This is a genomic window from Marinobacter sp. 1-3A (assembly GCF_016597775.1).
Taxonomy (GTDB): Bacteria; Pseudomonadota; Gammaproteobacteria; order Pseudomonadales; family Oleiphilaceae; genus Marinobacter; species Marinobacter xiaoshiensis.
Window position 1 is genome coordinate 60,395 of sequence record NZ_VCGZ01000007.1, and the last position, 23,624, is coordinate 84,018.

Annotated in this window: 17 protein-coding genes and 1 pseudogene; 12 read left to right on the forward strand and 6 right to left on the reverse strand. The window is 55.6% G+C overall.

What is annotated here, in order from left to right:
- Nucleotides 1-4: 4 nt before the first annotated feature.
- The 4 genes from FE848_RS12250 to FE848_RS12265 form a co-directional block, all read right to left on the reverse strand.
- Complete coding sequence (locus FE848_RS12250; RefSeq protein WP_200203303.1) at nt 5-817, reverse strand: uroporphyrinogen-III synthase; 813 nt, start codon at nt 815-817, stop codon at nt 5-7.
- Nucleotides 798-1,739, reverse strand: coding sequence for a hydroxymethylbilane synthase (gene hemC / locus FE848_RS12255; RefSeq protein ID WP_200203305.1), 942 nt, complete (start codon nt 1,737-1,739; stop codon nt 798-800). Before hemC ends, FE848_RS12250 begins: the two co-directional genes overlap by 20 nt.
- Before the next feature lie 94 nt (nt 1,740-1,833).
- On the reverse strand, nt 1,834-2,604 hold the full coding sequence (locus tag FE848_RS12260; RefSeq protein WP_200203307.1) for a LytR/AlgR family response regulator transcription factor: 771 nt from the start codon (nt 2,602-2,604) through the stop codon (nt 1,834-1,836).
- Nucleotides 2,601-3,617, reverse strand: coding sequence for a sensor histidine kinase (locus FE848_RS12265; RefSeq protein WP_200203309.1), 1,017 nt, complete (start codon nt 3,615-3,617; stop codon nt 2,601-2,603). The genes FE848_RS12260 and FE848_RS12265 overlap by 4 nt, the downstream gene beginning before the upstream one ends.
- 262 nt (nt 3,618-3,879) lie before the next feature.
- On the opposite strand from FE848_RS12265, the gene FE848_RS12270 reads away from it, so the two are divergent.
- Together FE848_RS12270 and argH are read left to right on the forward strand one after the other, a co-directional pair.
- Complete coding sequence (locus FE848_RS12270) at nt 3,880-4,731, forward strand: substrate-binding periplasmic protein (protein ID WP_200203311.1); 852 nt, start codon at nt 3,880-3,882, stop codon at nt 4,729-4,731.
- A gap of 58 nt (nt 4,732-4,789) precedes the next feature.
- The gene (argH, locus tag FE848_RS12275; protein ID WP_200203313.1) at nt 4,790-6,199 is read left to right on the forward strand and encodes an argininosuccinate lyase; all 1,410 of its coding nucleotides are present in this window, start codon (nt 4,790-4,792) and stop codon (nt 6,197-6,199) included.
- A gap of 38 nt (nt 6,200-6,237) precedes the next feature.
- Here the strand turns inward: argH and FE848_RS18965 are convergent, their stop codons facing one another.
- On the reverse strand, nt 6,238-8,706 hold the full coding sequence (locus FE848_RS18965) for an EAL domain-containing protein (protein WP_200203315.1): 2,469 nt from the start codon (nt 8,704-8,706) through the stop codon (nt 6,238-6,240).
- Nucleotides 8,707-8,823: 117 nt separating this feature from the next.
- On the opposite strand from FE848_RS18965, the gene FE848_RS12285 reads away from it, so the two are divergent.
- The 8 genes and pseudogenes from FE848_RS12285 to FE848_RS12320 all read left to right on the forward strand — a co-directional run bounded on the left by FE848_RS12285 (nt 8,824) and on the right by FE848_RS12320 (nt 20,180).
- On the forward strand, nt 8,824-11,694 hold the full coding sequence (locus FE848_RS12285; RefSeq protein ID WP_200203317.1) for a class I adenylate cyclase: 2,871 nt from the start codon (nt 8,824-8,826) through the stop codon (nt 11,692-11,694).
- 70 nt (nt 11,695-11,764) lie between these two features.
- Nucleotides 11,765-11,872 (forward strand): annotated as a pseudogene (gene lptM, locus FE848_RS19055) (LPS translocon maturation chaperone LptM); the annotation flags it as partial.
- Between the two features lie 125 nt (nt 11,873-11,997).
- Nucleotides 11,998-13,248, forward strand: a complete 1,251-nt coding sequence (gene lysA, locus FE848_RS12295; RefSeq protein WP_200203321.1) for a diaminopimelate decarboxylase — start codon at nt 11,998-12,000, stop codon at nt 13,246-13,248.
- Between the two features lie 14 nt (nt 13,249-13,262).
- Complete coding sequence (gene dapF, locus FE848_RS12300; protein WP_200203323.1) at nt 13,263-14,186, forward strand: diaminopimelate epimerase; 924 nt, start codon at nt 13,263-13,265, stop codon at nt 14,184-14,186.
- 16 nt (nt 14,187-14,202) lie between these two features.
- Nucleotides 14,203-14,949, forward strand: coding sequence for a DUF484 family protein (locus FE848_RS12305; protein ID WP_200203325.1), 747 nt, complete (start codon nt 14,203-14,205; stop codon nt 14,947-14,949).
- A 16-nt stretch (nt 14,950-14,965) separates the two neighbouring features.
- Entirely contained in the window at nt 14,966-15,925 is a 960-nt protein-coding gene (gene xerC / locus FE848_RS12310) for a tyrosine recombinase XerC (RefSeq protein WP_227715322.1), read from the forward strand.
- Nucleotides 15,925-17,370, forward strand: a complete 1,446-nt coding sequence (locus FE848_RS12315; protein WP_200203334.1) for a GGDEF domain-containing protein — start codon at nt 15,925-15,927, stop codon at nt 17,368-17,370. Before xerC ends, FE848_RS12315 begins: the two co-directional genes overlap by 1 nt.
- A 26-nt stretch (nt 17,371-17,396) precedes the next feature.
- Nucleotides 17,397-20,180 carry an ATP-binding protein gene (locus FE848_RS12320; RefSeq protein WP_200203336.1) on the forward strand — a complete coding sequence of 928 codons (2,784 nt, stop codon included), beginning with the start codon at nt 17,397-17,399 and terminating at the stop codon, nt 20,178-20,180.
- A gap of 6 nt (nt 20,181-20,186) precedes the next feature.
- On the opposite strand, the gene FE848_RS12325 is transcribed toward FE848_RS12320, so the two are convergent.
- On the reverse strand, nt 20,187-20,552 hold the full coding sequence (locus FE848_RS12325; RefSeq protein ID WP_200203338.1) for a hypothetical protein: 366 nt from the start codon (nt 20,550-20,552) through the stop codon (nt 20,187-20,189).
- Between the two features lie 227 nt (nt 20,553-20,779).
- On the opposite strand from FE848_RS12325, the gene FE848_RS18890 reads away from it, so the two are divergent.
- Together FE848_RS18890 and FE848_RS12335 are read left to right on the forward strand one after the other, a co-directional pair.
- Nucleotides 20,780-21,373, forward strand: a complete 594-nt coding sequence (locus FE848_RS18890) for a hypothetical protein (RefSeq protein ID WP_200203340.1) — start codon at nt 20,780-20,782, stop codon at nt 21,371-21,373.
- Between the two features lie 7 nt (nt 21,374-21,380).
- Entirely contained in the window at nt 21,381-23,624 is a 2,244-nt protein-coding gene (locus tag FE848_RS12335; RefSeq protein ID WP_200203342.1) for a patatin-like phospholipase family protein, read from the forward strand.

The following is a 23,624-nucleotide window of genomic DNA, read 5'->3' on the forward strand; positions in this document are numbered from 1 at the left end:
GTCCTTACTTGGCTTTTCCGGAGCCACCGTCCCGGCCTGCCAGTTGTTCTGCGACGGCGGCCACGATGTCGTTATCGGCAAGGCTTCCTGGTATACACGGAGCGTTGAATCCCGCCGCAAGAGCCTGGTCGGCGATACGCCGAGCGGGCACGATGACGGGTCTATCGTATAGATTATGGCTGCATTTGGCACATAGTGCGATGAGATTGTTCAAGGTTTCTCCGGAGAGCGCAACAATGGCATCCGGGGCAAACGCAATCAGGGCGGTGTTGATTTGCGCAGGGGTGTAATCCGGACAGAATCTGCGATACAGCGGCATTATGGTAACCCGGGCACCACGCTCTTCCAGCGTTCTGCGGGTTAATTCCCGTCCTTCCTCGCCCCGGGCAACAAGTACACGCTCGCCCTCGATATTTGTCAGGGAGGGAAGTTTCAGCAGTGCTTCGCTGGTCCAACCCTCGTCGGGTTTGCGCGGGGTTACGCCATATTCGGCCAGTGCTTTGGCCGTCCCGGCTCCTACGCCATACCAGTTTAATCCGGTAGGTAGTTGCGGCCACCAGGTATCCAGCTCATCGAGCAAAAGCCTTGCTGCATAGGGGCTGACGGCAATGACATGGGAGAATTCGTCAAGGTTGAGAAGGGTGGTGCGTCGTTCCGGGGTTTCTGGTAGCGGCTCTCGGTCTACCAGCGGGAACACGTGCGTCTCAGCGCCGGCAGCCTGAAACTGCCGGGCCAGCCGGGACGCTTCCGGTTCTGGCCGGCATATAAGAACACGCCGGCCGGTTAGCCTGGTTGAATCAGTCTGGAGTGTGGCCATAAACTTCAGCCAGAATCTTGTCTGCACCCAGCGCTAAAAGCTCTTCTGCCAACTCGCGGCCCAGGCGCTCGCCTTCGGCGCGCGGCGCGCGGCCCTCAACACGGAGAATTTTTGTGCCATCCACGGCGCCAACCAGCCCGCGCAACCATAATGTATCGTCGTCTTCCAACAGGGCGTAGGCTGCGATTGGCACCTGGCAGCCACCCTCAAGACGACGGTTCATCGCCCTTTCGGCTTTCACCCGATCGGAGGTATCAGCATGGTTCAGGGGGGCCAGCATCGCCCGCAGTTCGTCGTCGTTTAGCCGGCATTCAATGCCGAGGGCACCCTGGCCAACCGCTGGCAGGGATACTGTGTCTGGCATTGAGTAGCGGATCCGGTCATGGAAACCCAAACGCTTAAGGCCAGAACTGGCCAGAACTATGGCGTCATAGTCACCCGCATCCAGTTTTGCCAACCGGGTGTTTACGTTGCCCCGCAGAACACGAATTTCCAGGTCTGGGCGGTAGGCGCGCAGCTGGGATTCCCGGCGCAGGCTGGCAGTGCCCACCACAGCGCCTTGTGGCAGAGCGTCTACGTTCGCGTAGTTGTTGCTGACAAACGCATCGGTAGGATCGTCCCGCTCGCAAATAGCGACCAGGCCCAAGCCTTCGGGAAAGGCCATGGGTACATCTTTCATGGAGTGCACTGCGAGGTCGGCGCGGCCGTCAAGCATGGCTTCTTCCAGCTCTTTTACAAACAGGCCTTTACCGCCAATTTTAGCCAGAGGTACATCGAGGATTTTGTCGCCCTGGGTTTTGATCTTGATCAGTTCCACAACCACGTTGTCGTGGAGCCGTTCCAGTTCGGCCTTGATGAATTCTGCCTGCCATAGTGCCAAGGCACTACTGCGGGTTGCGACGCGAAGGGTTCGTTTGGACATGATGCTCACTGTCAGTTATGAAAATGTTCGCCAAGGTTACCCTGTGGCGCCGTAAAAGTCCCGCGGATGGCCGCGCTGCACCGCCTGCAATGCGTCAGCCCGGTTGTTGTCTTTGTAGCCACTGACGCACATTGCTGGTGTGCCGGCGACTTACCTGAAGCTCCCCCAGATCGTCTCTGAGCAACAGCAGGTTGTGGCCGTCGGGTGTGCGCCTGAGTGCCTGAATATAGTGTACGCCCACCAGGGTGTTGCGATGAATCCGAAGCAGTTGGCTCGGGTAGGCGTTTTCCAGTTCTTTAAGCGTGTAGTCAGAAACAGTCTCACCACGGGCATGATGAATGGTCACGTATTTCTGATCCGCCTGGCAATAGCGGATCCCGGCTATATCAATCAGCTCGGTACCCCGATGGGTGCGAACCGATAGTTGCTCATCTTCCGCTGTTTCCCGTTCGCTGGTGCCGCCTGCGATGCTGTCGGCAAGGGTGCGTAGCTGTACGCGATTAATCCGCCCGGCACGGGCAAGGGCCTCTGCCAGCGCATCTTTGCGCACGGGTTTGAGCAGGTAGGCCACAGCCTGAACCCCGAAAGCCTGAATTGCATAGTTGTCGTAGGCGGTGCAGAAAATGATTGCCGGCGGGTTGCTGAGCTGGCTCAGGCGCGCTGCTGTTTCCATGCCATCAAGACCGGGCATGCGTATGTCCAGCAGCAGGATATCCGGCTGCAGTTCGGCAACTTGAGCAAGTGTGGTTTCGCCATCACCGGCTTCGCCGCAGATCACATAACCCGGCAGGCCTTCGACCAGTCGCATCAGGCGCTGCCGTGCCAGAGGCTCATCGTCTGCGATTAGAATCGTCTGTTTGGTCATGAGTATTGAGTAGTTTCAGGGAGCCGTAAGGTAACGGTATAAACGTCCCCTTGATGGCTGTGTTTGAGTACCGCAGCATCCCCGAATAGCGCCTGCAGCCTTGCCTGAATATTGCCGAGGGCCATTTGGTTGCCGCTGTGCTGACTGCTGTTATTGTCCGGCTTGGGGTTTTGAACGAGCAGATACACGTATTTGCCCCGCGCTTCGGCCTCTATGCGCACCTTGCCACCTTCCGGGCGGGGCTGTATGCCGTGATATACCGCGTTTTCTACCAATGGTTGCAGGGTCAGAGGCGGTATTGCCTGGTGCTCCAGCCCGTCGGCAATGTGCCACTCCAGTTTCAGGCGGGGGCCAAGGCGCAGGGATTCGATGGCCAGATAGCGCTGGCATAGATCCAGCTCTTTCGACATCGGAATGAGTTGGTCGCCGGTGCGCAAGCTGGCGCGAAAGAGCTCTGAAAGATCCAGAACGGCTTCTTCGGCCTGCTCTGGATCTGAAGCAATAAGGCTGGCGATGGTGTTCATGCTGTTGAACAGAAAGTGAGGTTGTATACGCGCCTGTAGGGCTGTCAGGTGTGCCTGCATTTCCGCTTCCCGTTGCTTTTGCCACTGATGCTGCAAGTAGAAGTAGCGAAGGATCATGAGAATTATCAGTAGGGCCATCAGCAGCTTTTTAGCAATTGCCTGCCAGTCGAAGATGCCCGGTTTTGGGTGCAGTACGCTGTCTGCAAACAGGCTGAACGCGAGTACATCTATTAGCACTATGGCCGCAATGAAAAAGGTGGCTCGGGGCACAGGTATTTGAGCCAGTCGGGCGCGCAGCAGGCAGATCAGCGCGGCACTGGTGAGGGTGGTCCACTGCACAAACAGCGAGAGAAGTGCGAAATAATTCCAGTCAATCCAGCTGTCGCTGGCCTGAACAATCGCCAGCACCAGAACCAGCAGTTCACTGGTGATCAGAAGCATGAACACAGACCGCACCCGGCAAAGATCGGGCACGAAAAAATTCTGCATGGCGACAGCCTTGTCCCGGCTCAGGGTGGTCTCTTTTCTGCGGGTCAGAATGTTATACTCCCGTCACGATCAATGTGCTCATTCCGCGCGAGGATAGTGCGGGTCTGTCAGCACAAAAGATAGACTATATTCAGTACTCACTAAAGCGTTGTCTGTTGTGGCCAATGAATTTGAACCTTCTGCTTCAAGCCCGGGAGAGTTCCGCCGGTTTCGGCTGGGGCGTTTGTTCGATCCATATCAAGATAGTCAGGCGGAACTCATAATGAAACAGGCCACCAATGCCCTTGAATCTGCGGCATCATTGATTCCGCAGGGTGCTGCGTGCGCAGTACTTTGCAAGGCGGTTGTATTGGTTGTTTCATTGCTCGGGTTTGCGGCCCAAAGTGTTGCTGAGTGCCGCATAACGATGCGCTGGGATGACGACGCACCTTACTTTTTCCCGCAGCTGGGCCATGTTGCAGGTATCGATGCTGATATCAGTCGTGAAATTATGCAGCGAATGGGGTGTAACCTTTCATTGGTCAAGCTTCCCTGGGCGCGAGCGCTGGTAGAGTTGCGTGAGGGACGTATCGATATGGTCTCTGGTGCTCATCGGACACCTGAGCGGGAAAAATACGCTTATTACGCAAGTACAGTTCCGACCGTCTCGCCCAACCTGCTGTTTATCCGGCGTTCTGATAGGGCTGAGTTCAGGTTTTCGGGATTGCGAGAGGTTCTGGACTCGGGTTTCAGATTAGGGGCGCAAATCAACGTATCTTATAGTGAGGAATACAGCGCCCTCGTCCAGGATTCAAGGTACAGAGGGAATATCGAGTACACATCCCGCCGGGATTCGCTTTGGAGAATGCTGGCTTTGAATCGTATTGATGGGGTAATTGCGGATAAACTGACGGCTATGCACGAAATTCAAGCGCTGGGGCTTTCTGACCGGATAACGCACAGCTCCATGGTCGTCTCGAACAAAAAAGCCCATTATATTTTCTCAAAAGAATCAGTCAGCCCGGAGTTTGTTGCAGATTTTGATCGTGCGCTGGAGGCCATGCAGAATGACGGCACCTACTCAGCCATTGTTCATCGTTATGTTTGCCCTTCCTGTCGAGATATGCCCGATTGATCACACGCTGATGTATACATCTATTTGACTCATTACATGTAACGAGAGTACCTACACCATGACGGACAAGAAACAACCTGATCAGGCCGCAACCTCCGAAAAGCCATGGGGTGGACGCTTCAGCGAGCCCACCGACGCATTTGTGGAGCGCTTTACTGCATCTGTCGGGTTCGATCAGCGCCTGTATCACCACGACATTACCGGTTCTATCGCCCATGCGACCATGCTGGCAGAGGTTGGCGTTCTGACGCTGGATGAGCGTGATCTCATTATTGAAGGCCTGAATGGCGTAAAAGAAGATATTGAAGCTGGGCGCTTTGAGTGGTCCGTCAGTCTCGAAGATGTTCACATGAACATAGAAGCTCGCTTAACGGATCGTATTGGCATTACGGGTAAAAAACTGCACACCGGCCGCAGCCGAAACGATCAGGTGGCCACGGACATTCGCCTGTATCTGCGCGATGAAATCGATGTGATCGCAGAAGAGCTCAAACGTTTGCAAGCTGGCCTGCTGGACTTGGCCGAACGCGAAGCCGATACCATCATGCCTGGTTTTACTCATCTTCAAACGGCACAGCCGGTCACGTTCGGGCACCATCTTCTGGCCTGGTATGAAATGCTGGTGCGGGATGGTGAGCGTTTGCAGGACTGTCGCAAGCGCGTGAATATTATGCCCTTGGGCGCAGCCGCACTGGCAGGCACCACTTACCCGATCGATCGTGCCATGACCGCCCGGTTGCTGGGCTTTGAGCGCCCTTCTGAAAACTCGCTGGACTCGGTCAGCGACAGGGATTTCGCCATTGAATTTTGCAGCTTCGCGGCCTTGCTGATGACGCACATGTCCCGCTTCAGTGAAGAGCTGGTGCTGTGGACCTCGGCGCAGTTTGATTTTATTGATTTGCCGGATCGTTTTTGCACCGGCTCGTCCATCATGCCTCAGAAAAAGAACCCCGATGTGCCGGAGCTTGTACGCGGAAAATCCGGGCGGGTAACGGGCCATCTGATGTCCTTGCTCATGCTGATGAAAAGCCAGCCGCTGGCGTACAACAAGGATAATCAGGAGGACAAAGAGCCCCTGTTCGACACGGTCGACACCATCAAAGGCTGCCTGAAAGCATACGCCGACATGGTCCCGGCCATTCGAGCAAAAGCCGATAATATGCGTGTTGCTGCCAAACGCGGGTTTTCGACGGCAACAGATCTGGCGGATTATCTGGTCAAGAAAGGCATGCCGTTCCGCGATGCTCACGAAGTTGTAGGCAAGGCTGTGGCCTTTGGTGTCGCTGAAGAGCGGGATCTTTCTGATATGACTCTGGAAGAGCTGAAGCGTTTCTCTGACACCATCGGTGAAGATGTGTTTGATGTCCTCACACTTGAAGGATCGGTTCAGGCCCGTGATCATTTGGGTGGAACAGCACCGGCTCAGGTGCGGGCTGCTGTGGCCCGAGCGCGTAAGCTGCTGAGCTGAAACCTGAGCCCCCGAGCTGTTTGTTTTGAGCCCGGGGCTTAGCCGCCGATTCGCCCGGTGGGAAGATCTACCGCCACCGGCTTCAGTTCTGCCAGAGGTTTGGGTGGTCCAAGCCTGAATCCCTGGCCGAAATGAATGCCCAGCGTTCGGACCTTCCGGAGAATGTCATCGTTCTCGATAAAAGTTGCCACCGTTATTTTTCCTGCGTCCTGCGCAATCCGGTGCAGCGCCTCTACCATGACCTGCTGAACCGGGTCGGCTCCCAGTCTGAGCATCAGGCTGCGGTCGAGTTTGATTACGTCTATGGGCAGTTTTGCCGCCAGCCTGTAGCTCTCTACAGATGCGCCAGCACCATCCAGTGCTACGCGACAACCAATCCGGTGCAGGGCATCGCACAATACGGCAACTTCATCCGGGTACTGTGTTGCATGGGCTTCACAGATCTCAAGGCAGAAGGACTCTGCCGGGTAGTTTGAAGCCCCGAGAACAGATTCCATGAAGTCCGCAAAGGTGTCATCCAGCACGCTGGCTAGCGACAGGTTGAAACCGCAATATTTCAGCCTGGGCTCCAGTAACCTGTGTTCTCCCAGCCAGGTAAACGTTTGCAGTATGACTTGCCGGTCCAGTCGTTTGGCCAAATCAAAACGTTCTGCTACCGGCAGAAACTGGTCTGGTTGCAACCATTGTTCATGGGCACTGTTACCTGGAATTCGTGCGAGAATTTCGATGTGATCACCCCAGGTAACGCTGGCTACCGGCTTGAGCGGCTGGAACTCCAGTATCAGCGCCTGCCTGTCCAGGGCTTTTCGGATCCGGTCGACGAGTTCGTTGCTGTCGTTATGATCGGATTCCGGACGTGAGGCGTGGCCAGTATGAATCCGGTTCCGTCCCGATGTCTTGGCGTCATGGCATAAATCCGCTGCCTGCCCCAGCAGTTGTTCGGGGTTAGGGTATGTGTCTTTTCCCATGATCAACAGACCACCACTGGCGGTGGTTTGCAGTTGGTGCCCTTGCCACTCAAAAACAAAATCACGGATGAGGTTCAGAAGGTTGTCTGCAAGCTTACGGGCTGCAGACTCTGTGCAGTCTTCGATGAGTAGGGCGAAGGTATCACCGGCAAGTCGCGAAACTGTGTCCTGTGGCCTGCTCCGCACATCGAGAATGCTGGCCAGTTCCCTGAGATAGCGATCGCAGGCACCGTTTCCTGCAATGTTGTTGAAGTGCCCGAATGAGTCGAGGTTCAGATATAAAAGGCAACTGTCGACCGCATCGTCGCCAGCCTGTTCCACCTGCCGCTGAAGGCGAGCGACAAACTCCCTGCGGTTGGTGAGACCGGTAACCGGGTCGTGTCGGTATCTGTATTCGCTATCACCGGTTTTGCTGGCGCGGTTGCTGATATCGCTGGCTACAACCACAGCACCTGCGGTTTCGCTTTTTTCTGCACCGGAGTCCCCGATTTTGCTGTTTGTCAGGCGCTGGTAGTGAAATTCGTACACAGGCCACTCGCCGCTTTGTTGCGTGACAGGCATGTCGACAATAAAGCTGTCCTGCTCAAAGGCCCGGTGCCAGAGCTGTTCCGCCAAGTGCCGCTCGTTCGGGTGTTTTTCAAGCAGCTGGCGCAGGTTGTCTCCCACCTTGGGCGTGGCGCCAAATATGCTGCCAAACAATCGGGCATAGGGCGCGTTGAAGTGCAGCAGGTTAAGATTTTTGTCAACGGCAGCTATCAGCCCAGGGCTGGCGGCTGAGGTGGCATTCAGTATGTTTTCAGCTCTTGCGCAGGCCAGGTCGCGCTGCATTTCCCCCGTGCGATCGACCAGGGTTCCGCCAAGCTTTCGCACCCTGCCGCCGGTTTTAAGGGCTCGACCATTTAGCGTTGCGCGAATGTTTTTTTCTTTGGCTGTGAGCAAATGAAGCTCAATTGTGAAGGGTGCACCGGTGCGTGCGCACCTGCGGAACAGGGCCCGAACTCGTTCCTGGCCACTCTTGCAATAGAACAGCGCCTGCTCCGGTGTAATTTCTGTCCCCGGTTTCAGCTCCAGCAACCGATATAACCCTTCTGTCCAGGTCATTTGGTTACTGGTGACGTCCAGTTCCCATATTCCGAAGCCCGCAGCGCTTTCAGAAAAGCGTAGCAGGCGAGTGTCTATGGCGGAGTTTTCCTGTTGAGCAATGCGGGCGCTGGCGGCGCCATCTGAATCGCGCATGCTGATACGTAATGAAAGACTCGCCGTGTAGAAAAACCCTTCCTTGTGGCGAAAAGTGACCAGTACCGTTTGGCCGCTCTCGATACGGTGTCGATTGGCAGGTGCAAAGGGGTCGTCTTCTCTGGAAGCCAAGAACCGGTGTACCATAACGCCTTCCAGTTCGCTGGCATCGTATCCCAGTACAGCCTCGGCATTATTGTCTGCAAATAAAACCTTACCTTCGTCGTCAATACGCAACAGGGTCTGGCGACCAGTGCCACTGGATGTATCAGCACGATAACGCTGTATGACAAACTCTTTCACTGGGCCGGGCCTCGGGGTTTCTCAAGCGTATTCCGCTTTTAATTATTGATGGTTGTGCCACGATGAGTTCATCATACTGATAATTAAACCGGAAAGAACCTCTCCCCCGGAGCTGCCTTGACTGCTCACGCTACACCGATTGTCCTGGATTTTGATGAGGGCATTGATCGCAAAACCCTGCGCCGACTGCGGGACAGATTTCTCGTGCTTAACCGGCAGCGCTGGGAGCGAGCCCACTCGTCGCTTTCCTATCGACAGCAGGTGGTGCTGGAAATTTTGCCGCTGGTGTTTCACACCAATCATCCCGCGCTGCCGGGCTATCTGGATGTTGATTGTCCTTACGGTCTGAGCCACTACCAGCCGGATTCAGCCATCATAAGTGCAGCACGGCGCCTGGCCCGTACCTTCAGCATGCGGGATGAAGGCAAGCGCAGGGCCGACCTGGAGGCGCTGTTTCTGATGGGTAGCCCAGGCACCTTGGGCCATTCTGTTACCAGTGATCTTGATGTGTGGCTTTGCCATAGGGACGATCTTCACGGGCATGGGATCAGATTGCTGGAGCGTAAGGCTGAACGGTTAACTGAGTGGGCCCTGTCGTTTGGTATTGAGTTGCACGTGTTTGTATTTTCTGCGGCCGAATGGCGGGAAGGCCGGCAGCGGATAGAAGTGACGGGTGAGAACTGCGGTAGCGCCCAGCACTATTTACTGCTGGATGAATTCTACCGCACGGCCATCCATCTGGGTGGCTGTTATCCCATGTGGTGGCTGATTCCCCCGGAGCAGGAAGGGCATTATCAGAAGTGCGTCGCTATGCTGGTGGACTATCGCTTTATTCGCGGCGATGCATATATTGATTTTGGTGCTGTGCCATCCATACCGACCGGTGAATTTCTGGGAGCGGGAGTGTGGCAACTCTACAAGGGAATCGATGCGCCCTGGAAGGCCATTCTGAAACTGCTGCTGATTGAATGCTATGCCCACACGCAGGATCTACCGGTCCTGTCGCTTATTTTCAAACAGGCAGTGTTCGATGGTGATACAGACGCGGATGATCTGGACCCCTATGTGATGCTCTATCAGCGCCTTGAACAGTGGCTTCTTAGTGACGGTGCCAGTTCGCGGTTGGATTTGGTGCGTCGCAGTCTGTATATCAAGGCGGGTCTGCCACTGACTCGCACCGGGATGGCGGGGCAGCAGGGGGTGGAGCCCTGGAGGGCTCGGCTGCTGAGGAGTCTGGTTGATGACTGGGGGTGGCAGCAAAACCAGCTTGAGTTGCTGGATAATCGTCACCGTTGGCGGGCAGAGGAGGCGTCTTCCCTGCGCCGAGTGGTGGTGTCGGAGCTGACCCACAGCTATAGGCTGCTGTCGAAAATGGCCCGTGATCACGGCGAGCAATCCGCTATCAGTGCAAACGATATCAACTTGCTTGGCCGCAAGCTCTACGCAGCATTCCAGCGCAAAGCCGGCAAGGTAGAGCAGATTAACCCGGGGTTGGTGCCATCACTGGCCGAGGAAAACCTGGCCTTTCATCATCAGTCAGAGCCGGGCGGCACAGGAACGGGCTGGCTGTTGTACAGGGATCTTGAGGACCCTTCGGACGCTTTCTGGCAACCGGTTATCCGGCGTTCGGGTAATCTCGCGGAACTGGTGGTCTGGTGCTACTGCAACGGCTTGCTCACCCGGGCAACTCGCCTCAACGTTCGTTCCGGGCAGGGCATTGCCTCCGTTAGCGAATTGCGGGAAATGCTGGATGCGCTTGCAGGATTTTTGCCATTTCCTGTCGAGCCTGCCGAGCGAGAGGCTCTTGCCCGTGGTGTTCGCCCTCTGCGCAACCTCCTGCTGATTAACGTAGGTGTTGATCCGCAATCCCACCTTACTGAGCGCGGCCTGCACAAGCTCAGTGCCAGGCATGACTCTCTGGGGTTCAGCGGCGGTCGCGAAAATCTGGTTGTTACCATTGACCAGATAACGCTCAACAGCTGGCAAGAGGTTAGCCTTCAGCACTATGCATCCGGGGACACCTTGATTCAGTGCCTGAAGAATGTTCTCGCTTCTGTGGCCATGGCGCCCCATAGCATTCCCGACCTTGAGGTACACAGCCATAACCGGGGACATGGCAATGCTATCGCCAGGAGGGTGCGGGAGCTTTTTGCCGACGTGTTTCGCCAGTTCTTTGCAGGAGGAGCTGGTCCTCATCCCCTGCGTTACGTAATCGAAATGGATCGCCGGTATTTTTTGCTGGAATTCAGCGGCACCGAGCCCGGGTTTATGGCTCTGGAAAGCCGGGCTGCCTTGATGGAGTGCCTTGCTCAGCCTCGCGACACCTATTTGCCTGTTGTGTTTGACCGCCATGCATTGCTGGACGACCCGGGTTTGCGGGCCGCCTGCCAGGCGAGTGAGCCGGACAGCATTCAGGTGTTCTACAGGTTAAGGGGCGAAAAGGTTCTGATTCGGGTGATTGATGAGCGTGGATCTGTTTTTGGTTGGGATCAGCAGGTTGCTGGCCGACGCAATTTGCTGGCCCCATTGTTGCGCTTTCTGGAAAATCTGGTGGAAAGACGCACTTTGCGTAATACCGAAATGCCCGTAGGCCTTGCTGGAGTGCGTTGTTATGAGTTGGTTTCAAACAACGGAGTCTGGCGCCCGGAATATCGGCCGCAAACAGATGCCGGTTCGCCCCTGCCTGGATTTGAGGTGCAGGCTGTGGGCGTGCAGGAGGGTGATAGTCGCGTTCGCTTTGACCTTTACTGCGGTGAACAGGAGTTTACAGTGCTGCAATACGGTGACCAGCTGATTCCAGCTGTTGCTCACTATATTCACTCACTTCGGCAGAGCCGTGATCGTTATCCGGTTTACCTGACGGATGTGCACTTGCCCCACGATCTGGATCCGAGGGTGTATCAGCAGGATATACAGACCAGTCAGTACCTGTATTACCGGGCTTTTCTTGAGGATGCCCTGAACCGTGAACTGGAGTCATTTCTGTAGCTCGCCGGCCTCGCCGTGCAGGGCGTGGGTCAGGTATACTTTGGGCATTATGAACTCAGAGGTGTCAAGTATGCGCGCGAGGAAGATGCCGGTCATGATACTGGTGATGACTGCAGCACTTGGTGGCTGCGGCCAGAAAGGGCCGTTATACCGGGAAAACCCGGAGGCATCGGCCAAGCCAGTTGAGCAGGCAAATAGCGCCGCAACCAGGAACGAGCGCCCGGGCGACCATAGTGCACAGGCTGATGCATTGGCTGAGTAGTCCCGCACATACCAGACACCGCTTTACGAATCAGGAATAAAATGGATTATTTCAACTACCGTGACGGCGAACTTTACGCTGAAGATGTACCTGTCTCCTCCATTGCTGAACGTTTTGGTACGCCAGCTTATGTGTATTCCCGTGCCACACTGGAGCGCCATTACAGGGCCTATGATGAAGCCCTGAGTGAGCGCGAACTTCTTATCTGCTATGCCGTGAAAGCCAATAGCAATATTGCCGTGCTGAATGTGCTGGCACGCCTGGGTGCCGGTTTTGACATAGTGTCTGCGGGCGAACTGGAGCGGGTTTTGCGGGCCGGTGGCGACCCCGGCAAGGTAGTGTTTTCCGGAGTGGGCAAGCAGGAATGGGAAATGCGCCGGGCCCTGGAAGCAGGCGTTCGCTGCTTTAACGTGGAATCTGATACCGAGCTGGACCGGCTTAACGCAGTAGCAGGCGAGATGGGGGTTAAAGCGCCGATCTCGTTGCGAGTGAATCCGGATGTTGATGCCGGCACACACCCGTACATCTCTACGGGCCTGAAAGAGAACAAGTTCGGCATTGATATCGCGGAAGCGCTGGCCGTTTATGCCCGCGCTGCGACCTTGCCAAATCTGGAGATTTTAGGTGTGGATTGCCACATTGGATCCCAGCTTACATCTGTAACACCGTTCCTGGATGCGCTGGATCGTGTGCTGGAGCTGATTGACGCTTTGGCAGACAACGGTATTCATATCCGGCATCTGGATATGGGCGGTGGTTTGGGTGTTACCTACAACGATGAAACGCCGCCTCAGCCTGCTGAATACGTGAAAGCGCTGGATCAGCGTATTGGTGAACGTAACCTGACTCTCGTTCTTGAACCCGGCCGTTCCATTGCCGCCAATGCCGGCATCCTGATTACCCGGGTTGAATTTCTGAAGTGCACTGAACATCGTAATTTCGCGATTATTGATGCAGCTATGAACGATCTGATCCGCCCTGCGCTGTATAGCGCCTGGCAGGCGATTGTCCCGGTGCAGCCTCATCAGGATGCAGAAGAAAAAATCTGGGATCTGGTTGGCCCTGTATGCGAAACCGGAGACTTTCTTGGCAAAGACCGGCCGCTCCAGCTCAAGGCGGGGGATCTCTTGGCGGTGCGCTCCGCTGGAGCCTATGGTTTCGTAATGAGCTCAAACTACAACACCCGTAACCGTCCGCCGGAATTGATGGTTGATGGTGACCAGGTGCACATTGTTCGTCACAGGGAAACCATTGAGGAACAGCTCGCGCCCGAAAATTGCCTGCCCGAATGAGTGATGGGCAGGATATGAACCCGCAGCGTCGCCATCAAGGGCAGGGGCCATTGCTCCGGTTCAGCAAAATGCATGGGCTGGGCAATGATTTCATGGTTGTTGATGCCATTAGCCAACCATTCAGGCTGCGCCCGGAAATGATTCGGGAACTGGCCGACCGGAATTTTGGTGTCGGTTTTGACCAACTTCTGGTTGTGGAGCCACCGGGTTTGCCCGATGTGGATTTCCGTTATCGGATATTCAATGCCGATGGCTCTGAGGTTGAGCAGTGTGGCAATGGCGCCCGGTGCTTTGCAAAGTTTGTCCACGATCAGCGCCTGACAAACAAGAAGACCATCCGTGTGCAAACGGCCGGCGGCGTAATTGAGCTGCGAATAGCTAAAGACGGCATGGTCATGGTCAATATGGGCGTGCCTGAGCTGAACCCTCAGGCCATTCCTTTTGCCGCTGAGCACCGCAAGAACGTGTACACGGTGCAAGTGGGCGCAGAAACCGTTGAGCTCAGCGCGGTTTCCATGGGCAACCCCCACGGCGTTATTGTCGTTGAGGATGTGGATATTGCGCCAGTGGAGTACCTTGGGCCGCAACTGGAAAGCCATCCACAATTCCCCGAGCGGGGCAATATAGGGTTCTTGCAGGTTATCAGTCGGAACCATGTGCGCCTGCGGGTGTATGAACGCGGTTCTGGCGAAACCCTTGCATGTGGCAGCGGTGCCTGTGCGGCCGTTGTTGCAGGGCGCTTGCGCGGCCTGCTTGATGACCGCGTGGAGGTGGATCTCCGCGGCGGTCGGCTGGTCATCGAATGGAAGGGCGAAGGGTCGCCTGTTATGATGGAAGGCCCCGCAACAAGTGTATTTGAAGGGCAGCTGAGACTGCCCGGTGAATCAGGTGGTGCCCGGCGTAGAAGGCCCAGCCGCCCACACAAACAACGGATCTGATAGCCAGGAGAGCGCAATGACAGACCAAACGGCCCACCAGAAGGCCGGTAAGCTCACCCGGGAAGCGGTGGCTGAGTACCTGAGAGACAATCCCGATTTCTTTGTCGATCAGGACGAACTCCTGCGCAGTCTGACCTTGCCCCACGACAGTGGAAGGGCAATTTCCCTGGTGGAACGCCAGGTACACCTTTTCCGCGAACAGCGGGACACGCTTCGTCATGAGCTGGTTGAGCTGGTATCCATAGCCCGCCATAACGATCGCCTGTTTGAAAAGAGCAAGCGGTTGCTGATGCAGGTAATCGAAGCCCGCAATCTTATGGATATGGCTTCCACCATTGATGACAGCATTCGTGGTGATTTCGGTCTGGATGCAGCCTCTGTGATTCTGTTTGCTGATGCAGCGGTGGCTGGCAGTTCCCAGGGCGCACTGCACGTAGTGACTCCGGCAGAAGCCCAGGAGCATCTCGGCAACCTTCTGGAAGGCAGTCGAGCGGTCTGCGGCCAGTTCCGTGAGAACCAGCGGGAGTTTCTGTTTCCGGATCGCGACGACCCTATTGCGTCCGTGGCGCTGGTGCCTTTGCGTCATGAGGAGCTGGTGGGTGTTTTTGCGGTCGGCAGTTGTCAGCCCGGTTACTTCGATGAGCATATGGGCTCACTGTTCCTAAGCTACATCAGCGATACATTGAGCCGGCTCCTGCCCCCGATGGTTCGTCGCCACACCACTGCTGCCCCGGTCGCTGACCTTGCGACGGAGTCCCGCTAGAGTGGTTGCGGTGTCCATGCCAGCTCAAATACCTGATGAGCTGGGCGGGCACATGGCAGATTTCATGCAACACATGGCCTCCGAGAAGCGCCATTCCCCCCGAACCTGTGACAGTTACCAACAAGATCTGCAGCGCTTGGCGATTTGGCTCATGGAGCAGGGTAGCACTCAGTGGTGTGCTGTCAGCGGTCATGATCTTCGCCGTTACGTTGCTAACCTCAGCCGTCAGGGGCTCAGTGGTCGAAGCATTGCCCGCCACCTGTCAGCTGTAAGACGTTTCTATCAATACCTGTTACGGGAAGGTTTTGCCAAGGACAACCCGGCACTCGATATACGGGCACCCAAGAGCAGCCGTCGTCTGCCCCGCGTGGCCGACGTAGACCAGGTCAACTCTCTTCTTGATGCTGCACCGGACGATCCCCTGGAAGTGCGCGACAGATGCATGTTTGAACTGATGTATTCCTCCGGCCTGCGTCTTGCGGAATTGGCAAGCCTGGATGTTAATTCTGTTGACTGCAAAGCTGGCGAGACACGGGTTGTGGGGAAGGGCGGGAAAACGCGACTGCTCCCGGTGGGGCGAAAAGCGCTTGACGCCATAAGCCAGTGGCTGCCTGTCCGTGCTGGGTTGGCTCCCGAAACAGAACCGGCGCTGTTTGTAAGCCGTCGGGGCGACCGAATCAGCCATCGCAGTGTTCAGGCCCGGCTCAGCCGTTGGGGCATTGTGAAAGGGGCAGATCAGAAGCTCCATCCACACATGCTAAGGCACTCGTTTGCAAGTCATATGCTTGAATCCAGTGGTGATTTGCGAGCGGTGCAAGAATTACTGGGTCATGCGGACATAGCCACAACTCAGGTCTATACTCATTTAGATTTCCAGCATTTGGCTCGGGTTTATGACCAGAGTCATCCCAGAGCGCGCCGACGCAGTTCCCGGGGCCGCGACGACCAGAACGCCGGACAGGAAGGAAACACTTGATGTCATCCGATCAAACCTGGAAAACCAAGTACTTCCAGGAACTTGAGTCTGCAGAGCAGCGGGAGGCGCATTGGAAAGCCGAGCGCAATGCACTGGAGCGTATGTTGGTGCGCACCAGTCTCGCATCTGCGGGCCAAACAGCGGAACTCGATCTCCTGCTTGACCAAATCCGGTCGGATCTTCGCAAAAGCAAAGTGGATGTAGACAGCTGGCGGAAACTGCAGGAGCAGATCGATCGCCAAGTTGCTCTGCTCGATGATGCACCAGCTCCGGTAACCAGGAATTCCCAGCCGTCTGCTGTCCCGGAACCGTCTTTGTCAGCAACAGAAGAGCCCCCGGTAGACGTTGCGGATGAAACCGATCAGCCAGCGCCGATCGCGGATGTTCAAGAACAAAGCCAGCGCCTGCGGATTGCCCGGCGTGTCGGGCACCTCCTTGGCCAGTTACTCAGCCAGGTTTCCCTGGAACCGGACGCCGAAGCCCGTGCGCGAAATCTTCAGAGAGCGTTGCTCTCCAGCGATGACTGGGATGAGTTAAGAGAAGGTTTGAATCAGGTTGCAGATTTGATTGTTGCGGCTGTAACCCGCAGCCAAAGGGAGTTTGAAGCCTTCCTCAAACGTCTGGATGAGCGCCTGGCGATGCTGCAGGAGCATTTCTCCGTTCAGTCATCAGCGCAGACTGAACGCGAGGCTGCAGCGGAAGCGCTTGACCGTAATATTCGCAATGAGATTGAACAGGTTGGCCAACATATCGAAGCCAGCGGTGATTTACAGGAACTGAAACTGTCTGTTACCAGCCATCTCGAATCGATTGGCGAGGCGGTTGGCCGCTTCCGGGTTGAAGAAACAGAACGGGAAAAAATGTTATCTGAACAACTGATGGCCATGCAGGAAAAGATGGTCATCATGGAAACGCATGCTGAGCAGATGCGCGGGCAGATGCGCAAGGAACGTGAGCGGGCGGTGACAGACTTGCTTACGCAATTGCCTAATCGAGAGGCCTGGCAAGAGCGGCTGTCATTCGAGTACAACCGCTGGAAGCGTTATCAGTACCCGCTAACAGTGGGTGTTCTGGATATCGATTTATTCAAACGGATAAACGATTCCTATGGGCACAAGGCGGGGGACAGGGTGCTTCAACTGGTGGCCCGGGAAATCAGAAACAGGTTACGCAAAACGGATTTCGTCGCCCGTTTTGGCGGTGAAGAATTCGCGCTGCTGTTTCCGGAAACGCCTCCTGAAAATGCTCAAGCTGTTCTGGACAAACTTCGTGCCCACGTCAGCGCCTTGCCGTTTCATTTTGGCGGTGAACCGGTAACGGTTACCTTCTCTGGAGGGGTGGCAGGCTTTGGCCCCGATGACACTGAAGAAATGGTCTTTGACAGAGCCGACAAGGCGCTCTACCTTGCCAAAGACAGCGGCCGGAATTGCATCAGGATCGGCTAGTGCAGCACAACTTTTCAGGACATCCCGTGAAGGTCTCCCTTCTGTTTTTAACATACCTGTTGCTGCTGGTTTTTCAGTCCGCTGCATGGGCAGACCCTCCCCAGGCTTCGCCGGCACCCGTATTGGGCAGTAAAGACCTGAGCTGGGTCAGCGAGCAGAAGGAGCTCAGGGTCGGTGTTCGTGCGGACCAGGTGCCCCTGGTGTTTGATACCGGAAATGGCACCCTTGCCGGCACCTACATCGACTACCTTGCCCGGCTATCCGACAAACTCGACCTGCCCATTGAACCTGTTGTGATAGGCGCTGACAGCAGCGCCGAGCCGCAGTTTGAGTCACCTGAAATCGATGCGCTTCTGACCACCAGAGTTCCAGGCTCGCCAGTGCCCGGTGGAAAACGTTTTACTACCCCCCTGATGACCCTCACCTATGGCCTGTTTGTGAGCGCAGGTGATGCCGCTATCCGCTCATTGGCGGATCTTGAAAGCGGACGTATAGCGGTTTTGGAGGGCGACCCCAACCAGTACAGCATGCTGGATACTGTTGAAAAGTTTACGCCGGTACCTGTTCAGAGCCTGGGGGAAGCAGTCAGTCAGGTACTGTCGGGCCAGGCCGATGCCTTTCTGGGGCCGGTGCCGGTGGTTTCCGACTACCTTCAGTCTGCCATGATTAATGGTATCGGGCTTTCGATGTTGCTTGATCAGAAATCAGTTGATGTGGTGTTTCAGGTAGATGAGCGCAATGAGCCTTTGTTCCGAGTATTGGATAAAACCGTAGAGGCCATAAGCCATAATGAGCACCGCGTGATCCGGCAGTCCTGGCTGCAAGTGGATCTTACTGCGCTGGAGCAAAGTGGTGTGGAGCTCTCCGGTTCCGACCTTGAATGGCTCAAACGTCACCCTGATCTTAAGGTTGCTTTCCGTTCTGACTGGCCGCCATTTGAATACGCCCAGGATGGTCGCGCCACAGGCTTGGTACCAGACCTGGTCGCGCGGCTGGAGAATCAGCTGGGCGTGCGGTTTGAACGAAAAATACTGGAAGACCGCGTGGTTGCAGAGCAGGCACTGATGTCCGGGGAAGTGGATATTCTGCCCGGCTTGTCACGCACCCCAAGAACGGAAGAGTCGTTTCTGTTTACCCGGGCTTATGTGAATGTGCCAATTGCCTTGGCGATACGGGATGACGGGCGCTTTATCGGGGACCTGAGGGAGCTGCGCAGAGAGCGTGTGGGCGTGGTTAATCGCCATGCCGCCCACGATTACCTGCTTATCAATCATCCAAACCTCGACCTTTACCCGATGGCGACGATAGAAGCCGGGTTGCTTGCGCTGTCCAACGGCGATCTTGATGTCATGGTGACCCATATCCCGGCCGTCAGTTATACCGTTGCCAGATTGGGGCTTTCGAATCTTCGGATCACCAGTATCACTCCCTATCAGTACGATCTCCGTCTTGCAGTGCGAAACGATAGCCCGGAGCTTCATCGAATCCTGAATAAGGCCCTGGGTAGTCTCAAACCAGCAGAAACCGAGGCTATCTACAACCGCTGGATCCATCTCGATATCGAGCAGGAAACCGACTACACAGTGGTTCGCCGGGTTGTTCTGATCGCTATAGTGGTTGTGCTGATATTTCTTTATTGGAACCGCAAGCTCTCACGGGAGGTAGACGAGCGGATTCGTTCAGAAAACGCCTTGCGCCGGAGTGAAGATGAACTGAGAGCAGCAAAGCTGGAGGCGGAGCGTCTGGCTCGAAAGGCTGAAGCTGCCAGCCGCACCAAGAGCGAGTTTTTGGCCAATATGTCCCATGAAATCCGAACACCCATGAATGCGGTGATCGGTTATAGCGATCTGCTAAGTAACACCGTTACGGACCCTCAGCAGCGCAACTATCTGGACGCCATCCGGGCGGGCAGCCGAAGCTTGCTGATGCTGATTAACGATATTCTTGATCTGTCCCGAATTGAGGCCGGCAAAATGCGGTTGGATTATTCCCCCGTTTCCGTCCGCCGGTTGCTTGATGATGTGCGGCATATTTTTGATCTGCGTGCCCGTGAGCAAGGCATCACACTGGAAGTCAGTGTTGGCTCGGATATGCCAGTCGCCATGATGCTGGATGAAACGCGGTTTCGGCAGGTGCTGTTTAACCTGGTGGGTAACGCCATCAAGTTTACCCATGAGGGTGGGGTGACTGTGCGGGCAACAGTCAAACCGGTTCAGGGCAAAGCCGGAGAAACACCCGAGCAGCAAAGCTATCGGCTCACCATCAAGGTGAAAGATTCGGGAATCGGCATCCCCCCCGACCAGCTTGAGCGTATTTTTGACGCCTTTGAGCAGCAGGAAGGACAAAACACCCGCCGCTATGGAGGCACCGGACTCGGGCTTGCCATTAGCCGTAAGCTGGCCCAGATGATGGGCGGAGAGTTAAGTGTGGATAGTGAGCCGGGGAATGGTTCTGTTTTTACACTCACCCTTCCTGACGTTCAGGCAACAGGAGATCAGGCTGAGGACGAAGGTGAAACCAAAGAATCTGAAAGGCTTTTAGCCCAAACGCTGAGTATTCAGGAACGGGGCTGGCTGAAAGAACAGCTCACGACTGACTTCGGTGACGAATGGGAAGCTGTTCGGGAAAGCGGTGATCCTGAAGAAATGAATGACTTTGCTCGCCGGGTATTGGAGTGGGGCGAACGTTATCGCTCACGGTCTGTAACGCGATACGGTGAGAAGTTGAAGGCTGATGTGGAAGCCTTCAATCTGGACGCTGTTAACAGTGCGCTTGATGTCTTCCCGAAACTGCTGGGCCGGGAAGATTAAGCAAGTTTACAGGCAGTCGAACTGGGAGCGGCGGTCAAAAGCTACAGAAACCATGTCATAGCCGGAGTCTGAAAGGCTGCGAACCAGTTCGCGGTCTTTCAGTAATGCCATACAGACTTTGTGAACACTGGCCTGGAGATGCTCTGCTGCTGGCTGGCTTGCGGCAAGGCGAAAGTCGACCACGAGATACTTGCGATCAATGGCAGAAGTGAGCGGGATGTCTTCGCGTTCAATACTTTCAAAACCGATATAAGTTGCTTGGTCCAGAGGAAATACCTGGCTCATAACAATGTCCAGGTTTTCCGCTTGTGCCAGGGGCGCGCAGAGTATGATTGCAGCGGCTGCCGAACGGATCAGGTTTTGAATAGTCATGGCGGCAGCTCCCCCGGTGTACTTTTTTGTTGGTGCGTAACGAAGTGTAATGTTTGGTTAAGTTTGATTATTACAAATACTGTCGCCTATTGCGCGAGATTAGGTCTACCTTTTTCAATTGTTTGCAGTTTGCATACATTTAAGCGATATGTTCCGCGGACGGGGGCTCCCCTGACACTGCGCTATCTACTATCATGAAATGAAAACCGACGGCAGGAGAGTTGCCCATGTTTCAGCTTGTGTTCAAGGGCGAGTGTGCCTCTGGCACCGATATGACAACAGCGCGGAACAACGCCCGCACGCTGTTTAAAGCCAGCGTTGAGCAAATAGAGCGCATGTTCAGCGGTAGCCCTGTAGTGATCCGCAACAAGCTGGATGAAGATCAGGCTGAAAAGTACCGTCAGGTGCTACACAAGCACGGCATGGTTGCCTATGTTCAACCCATGCCTGGAAGCCAGCCGCAGGCAAGACCTGCACCAGCGCCTGTACCCGCCCCCGAGCCCCAGCCAGCTAGCGCTGCTCCAGCTCCCGCAAAAGCAGCTTCCGGTTCGGCTACACCTGCGGTTGAGCCTGGTGATCGTTTGCCGGTGGCAGGCGACAAGGTTGATGACATCCTTGCGGGGTCAGCTCTTGGGCTCGACCCTGTCGGGGTAACTCTGGTGGAGCCAGAGGAAGTCGAGCCTCCCATGTTCCAGCATCTTGACGACTGGACGCTGGCACCCCCGGGGAGCGACATAGGTGTTGAAAGGGATCTTCCGCCACCTATGGTGCCAGATGTGTCTCATCTTTCGCTGGTAGACGATGAGTCGAAGAAAAAGTGAATATGGGATGCATGGAGTTTCTCGGGTTTTGACGCCCTATTCATTACTGGCCCTCACCTGGCTAATTTTGGTATCCCCTCTATCTTTCGCTGCAACGGCCAGCGATGCGGCAGCAGAACGCCCTCGCGTAGGTCTGGTGCTTAGTGGTGGTGGAGCCAAAGGCATGGCCCACGTAGGCGTGCTCCGGGTGTTGGAAGAAATGAAAATCCCGGTGGACTTTGTGGTGGGAACCAGCGCCGGCTCAGCAGTGGGCGCACTTTACGCCTCTGGCATGCCGGTAGGAGAAATCGAGCAGCGATTTATCCAGTTGGACTGGTTGTCGAGCTTTCGGGATGATCCCGGTCGGGCGTACAAACCGGTTCGCCGGAAGCAGGTAGACTGGCGATTTCCCGTAACGCCGGGGCTTGGTGTCAGTTCGGATGGCTTGCATCTGGGTGCCGGCATTATTGCGGGCCAGAATCTTGGTTTTATACTCAACGAGCTGACCCATAGCGTTGCCCTGGTCGAGGATTTCGATCGTTTACCCATTCCTTTTCGTGCTGTTGCGACCGACCTGGAAACCGGTGATATGGTGGTGCTTGGCCATGGTCATCTTGCGACGGCCGTGCGCGCCAGTATGAGCATCCCTGGGGTATACGCTCCGGTCAACCTTGATGGCCGTTTGCTGGTGGATGGCGGCATTGCGAACAACTTGCCGGTCAGTGTTGCTCGCGAAATGGGTGCTGACATCATCATTGCGGTTGATATTACAAACGAATTGATGGGGTCGGATCAGTTGCGCGAAGCCTTCTCTGTGTTTGACCAGTTGACCACGATCATGACCCGGCACAATGCCGATCAACAGCTAGGGTTGCTGGGAGCCAAAGACGTGCTTATCCGGCCAGATCTGGAAGGTCATGGTTCGGCAGACTTTTTTAACGGCCCGATACTGTTTGAGCTGGGCGCCACAGGCGCCCGCGCGCATGCAGTGGAACTCAACCCCCTGTCCGCATCTGATGAAGCCTGGCGTGCATACAAGTCGCGACTGGTCTCTGCCAGTCACAGTGCAGGATTGATCGTCGGAATTGAGATTGAACATGATCGCCGGCTGGGCCAGGAGTTCCTTAGGGAGCGAATACGGCAGAAAATCGGCGAGCCACTGGATGTGGAGGCTCTGGAGGCAGATCTGAAGCGCATCTATGGGCTGGGCTATTACGAAATTGTGTCCTACTCCCAGTCTCCGTCACCAGATGCAGATGGAACGCTGTTGATCATCAAGGTTCAGGAGAAAAGCTGGGGTCCTAATTACCTGTCATTTGGTCTGAACTATGAAGACAATTTTGACGGTGATACCCGCTTTAATCTTGCGGCATCTGTGCGAATGACCGAGTTGAATGAGCTTGGAGGTGAATGGCAAACCGGAGCGCAGCTTGGCACGGAGCCTTTCATAAGAACCCAGTGGTACCAGCCGATCGATTATGGCTTTGAGCGGTTTTTGCTGGCGGGTGCCGAGTATGCCCGCGACACCGTGAGCGTATATGATTCCGGAGGTAAGCGTGTTGCCGAGCTGGACGTGACGCTCCGCCAGGCGGATCTTGGCTTGGGAATGGAGCTCGGCAGAAACTCCCAGGCCAGCTTCACTTATGCCCGTGGTTACGCCACCGTGGACAAACAGGTGGGTGCGCCAGTCGCGCCCGAAGACGCAGTTCACCAGGGCAATGTCAGCCTCCAGTTGCTGCACGACTCCCTGGACGATGCGTTCTTCCCGAGAGAAGGAGCCTTTGCCGGAATCCGTGGCCGTGTTGAGCGTGAAGATCTGGGGTCAGACCGACATTTCGACGCGATAACGGGGATGGCGCTGGGCACGGGAAGCTGGAAAGAGTTTACCCTGACAGGGCTGCTCTATGCTCACACGGTGACCCGTGGGAATGCGGGAATTGAGAACACTGTGCGCCTGGGTGGTTTCCGGCGGTTATCTGCATACTCTCCAGGTCAGATTACCGGTGACAGTGCCGCTATGGCGTCGGTTTATGCCCGGCAGACATTCGGTGGCCCGATTACGCCCTGGTTTGCAGGGATGGGCCTTGAGACGGGGAATGCCTGGGATTCCCTCAGTGATGCCGGGTGGAATAGCTCGGTGAAATCCTGGAGTGTCTTTGCTGGTGTCGATACCTTCCTCGGTCCTGTGCAGTTAGCTACTGCCTACAGTAGTAAAGACAGCTGGGCGGTTTACCTGAATATCGGCTTTTCGTTTACCCAACTTTTTTATTAA

Coding starts and splice junctions, on each gene's coding strand:
- FE848_RS12335 (WP_200203342.1), top strand. CDS start 21,381: ATGCATGGAGTTTCTCGGGTTTTGACGCCCTATTCATTACTGGCCCTC.
- FE848_RS12315 (WP_200203334.1), top strand. CDS start 15,925: ATGTCATCCGATCAAACCTGGAAAACCAAGTACTTCCAGGAACTTGAG.
- xerC (WP_227715322.1), top strand. CDS start 14,966: ATGCCAGCTCAAATACCTGATGAGCTGGGCGGGCACATGGCAGATTTC.
- FE848_RS12270 (WP_200203311.1), top strand. CDS start 3,880: ATGAAACAGGCCACCAATGCCCTTGAATCTGCGGCATCATTGATTCCG.
- FE848_RS12260 (WP_200203307.1), bottom strand. CDS start 2,604: ATGACCAAACAGACGATTCTAATCGCAGACGATGAGCCTCTGGCACGG.
- FE848_RS18890 (WP_200203340.1), top strand. CDS start 20,780: ATGTTTCAGCTTGTGTTCAAGGGCGAGTGTGCCTCTGGCACCGATATG.
- dapF (WP_200203323.1), top strand. CDS start 13,263: ATGAACCCGCAGCGTCGCCATCAAGGGCAGGGGCCATTGCTCCGGTTC.
- argH (WP_200203313.1), top strand. CDS start 4,790: ATGACGGACAAGAAACAACCTGATCAGGCCGCAACCTCCGAAAAGCCA.
- FE848_RS12325 (WP_200203338.1), bottom strand. CDS start 20,552: ATGACTATTCAAAACCTGATCCGTTCGGCAGCCGCTGCAATCATACTC.
- hemC (WP_200203305.1), bottom strand. CDS start 1,739: ATGTCCAAACGAACCCTTCGCGTCGCAACCCGCAGTAGTGCCTTGGCA.
- FE848_RS12265 (WP_200203309.1), bottom strand. CDS start 3,617: ATGCAGAATTTTTTCGTGCCCGATCTTTGCCGGGTGCGGTCTGTGTTC.
- FE848_RS12250 (WP_200203303.1), bottom strand. CDS start 817: ATGGCCACACTCCAGACTGATTCAACCAGGCTAACCGGCCGGCGTGTT.
- lysA (WP_200203321.1), top strand. CDS start 11,998: ATGGATTATTTCAACTACCGTGACGGCGAACTTTACGCTGAAGATGTA.
- FE848_RS12305 (WP_200203325.1), top strand. CDS start 14,203: ATGACAGACCAAACGGCCCACCAGAAGGCCGGTAAGCTCACCCGGGAA.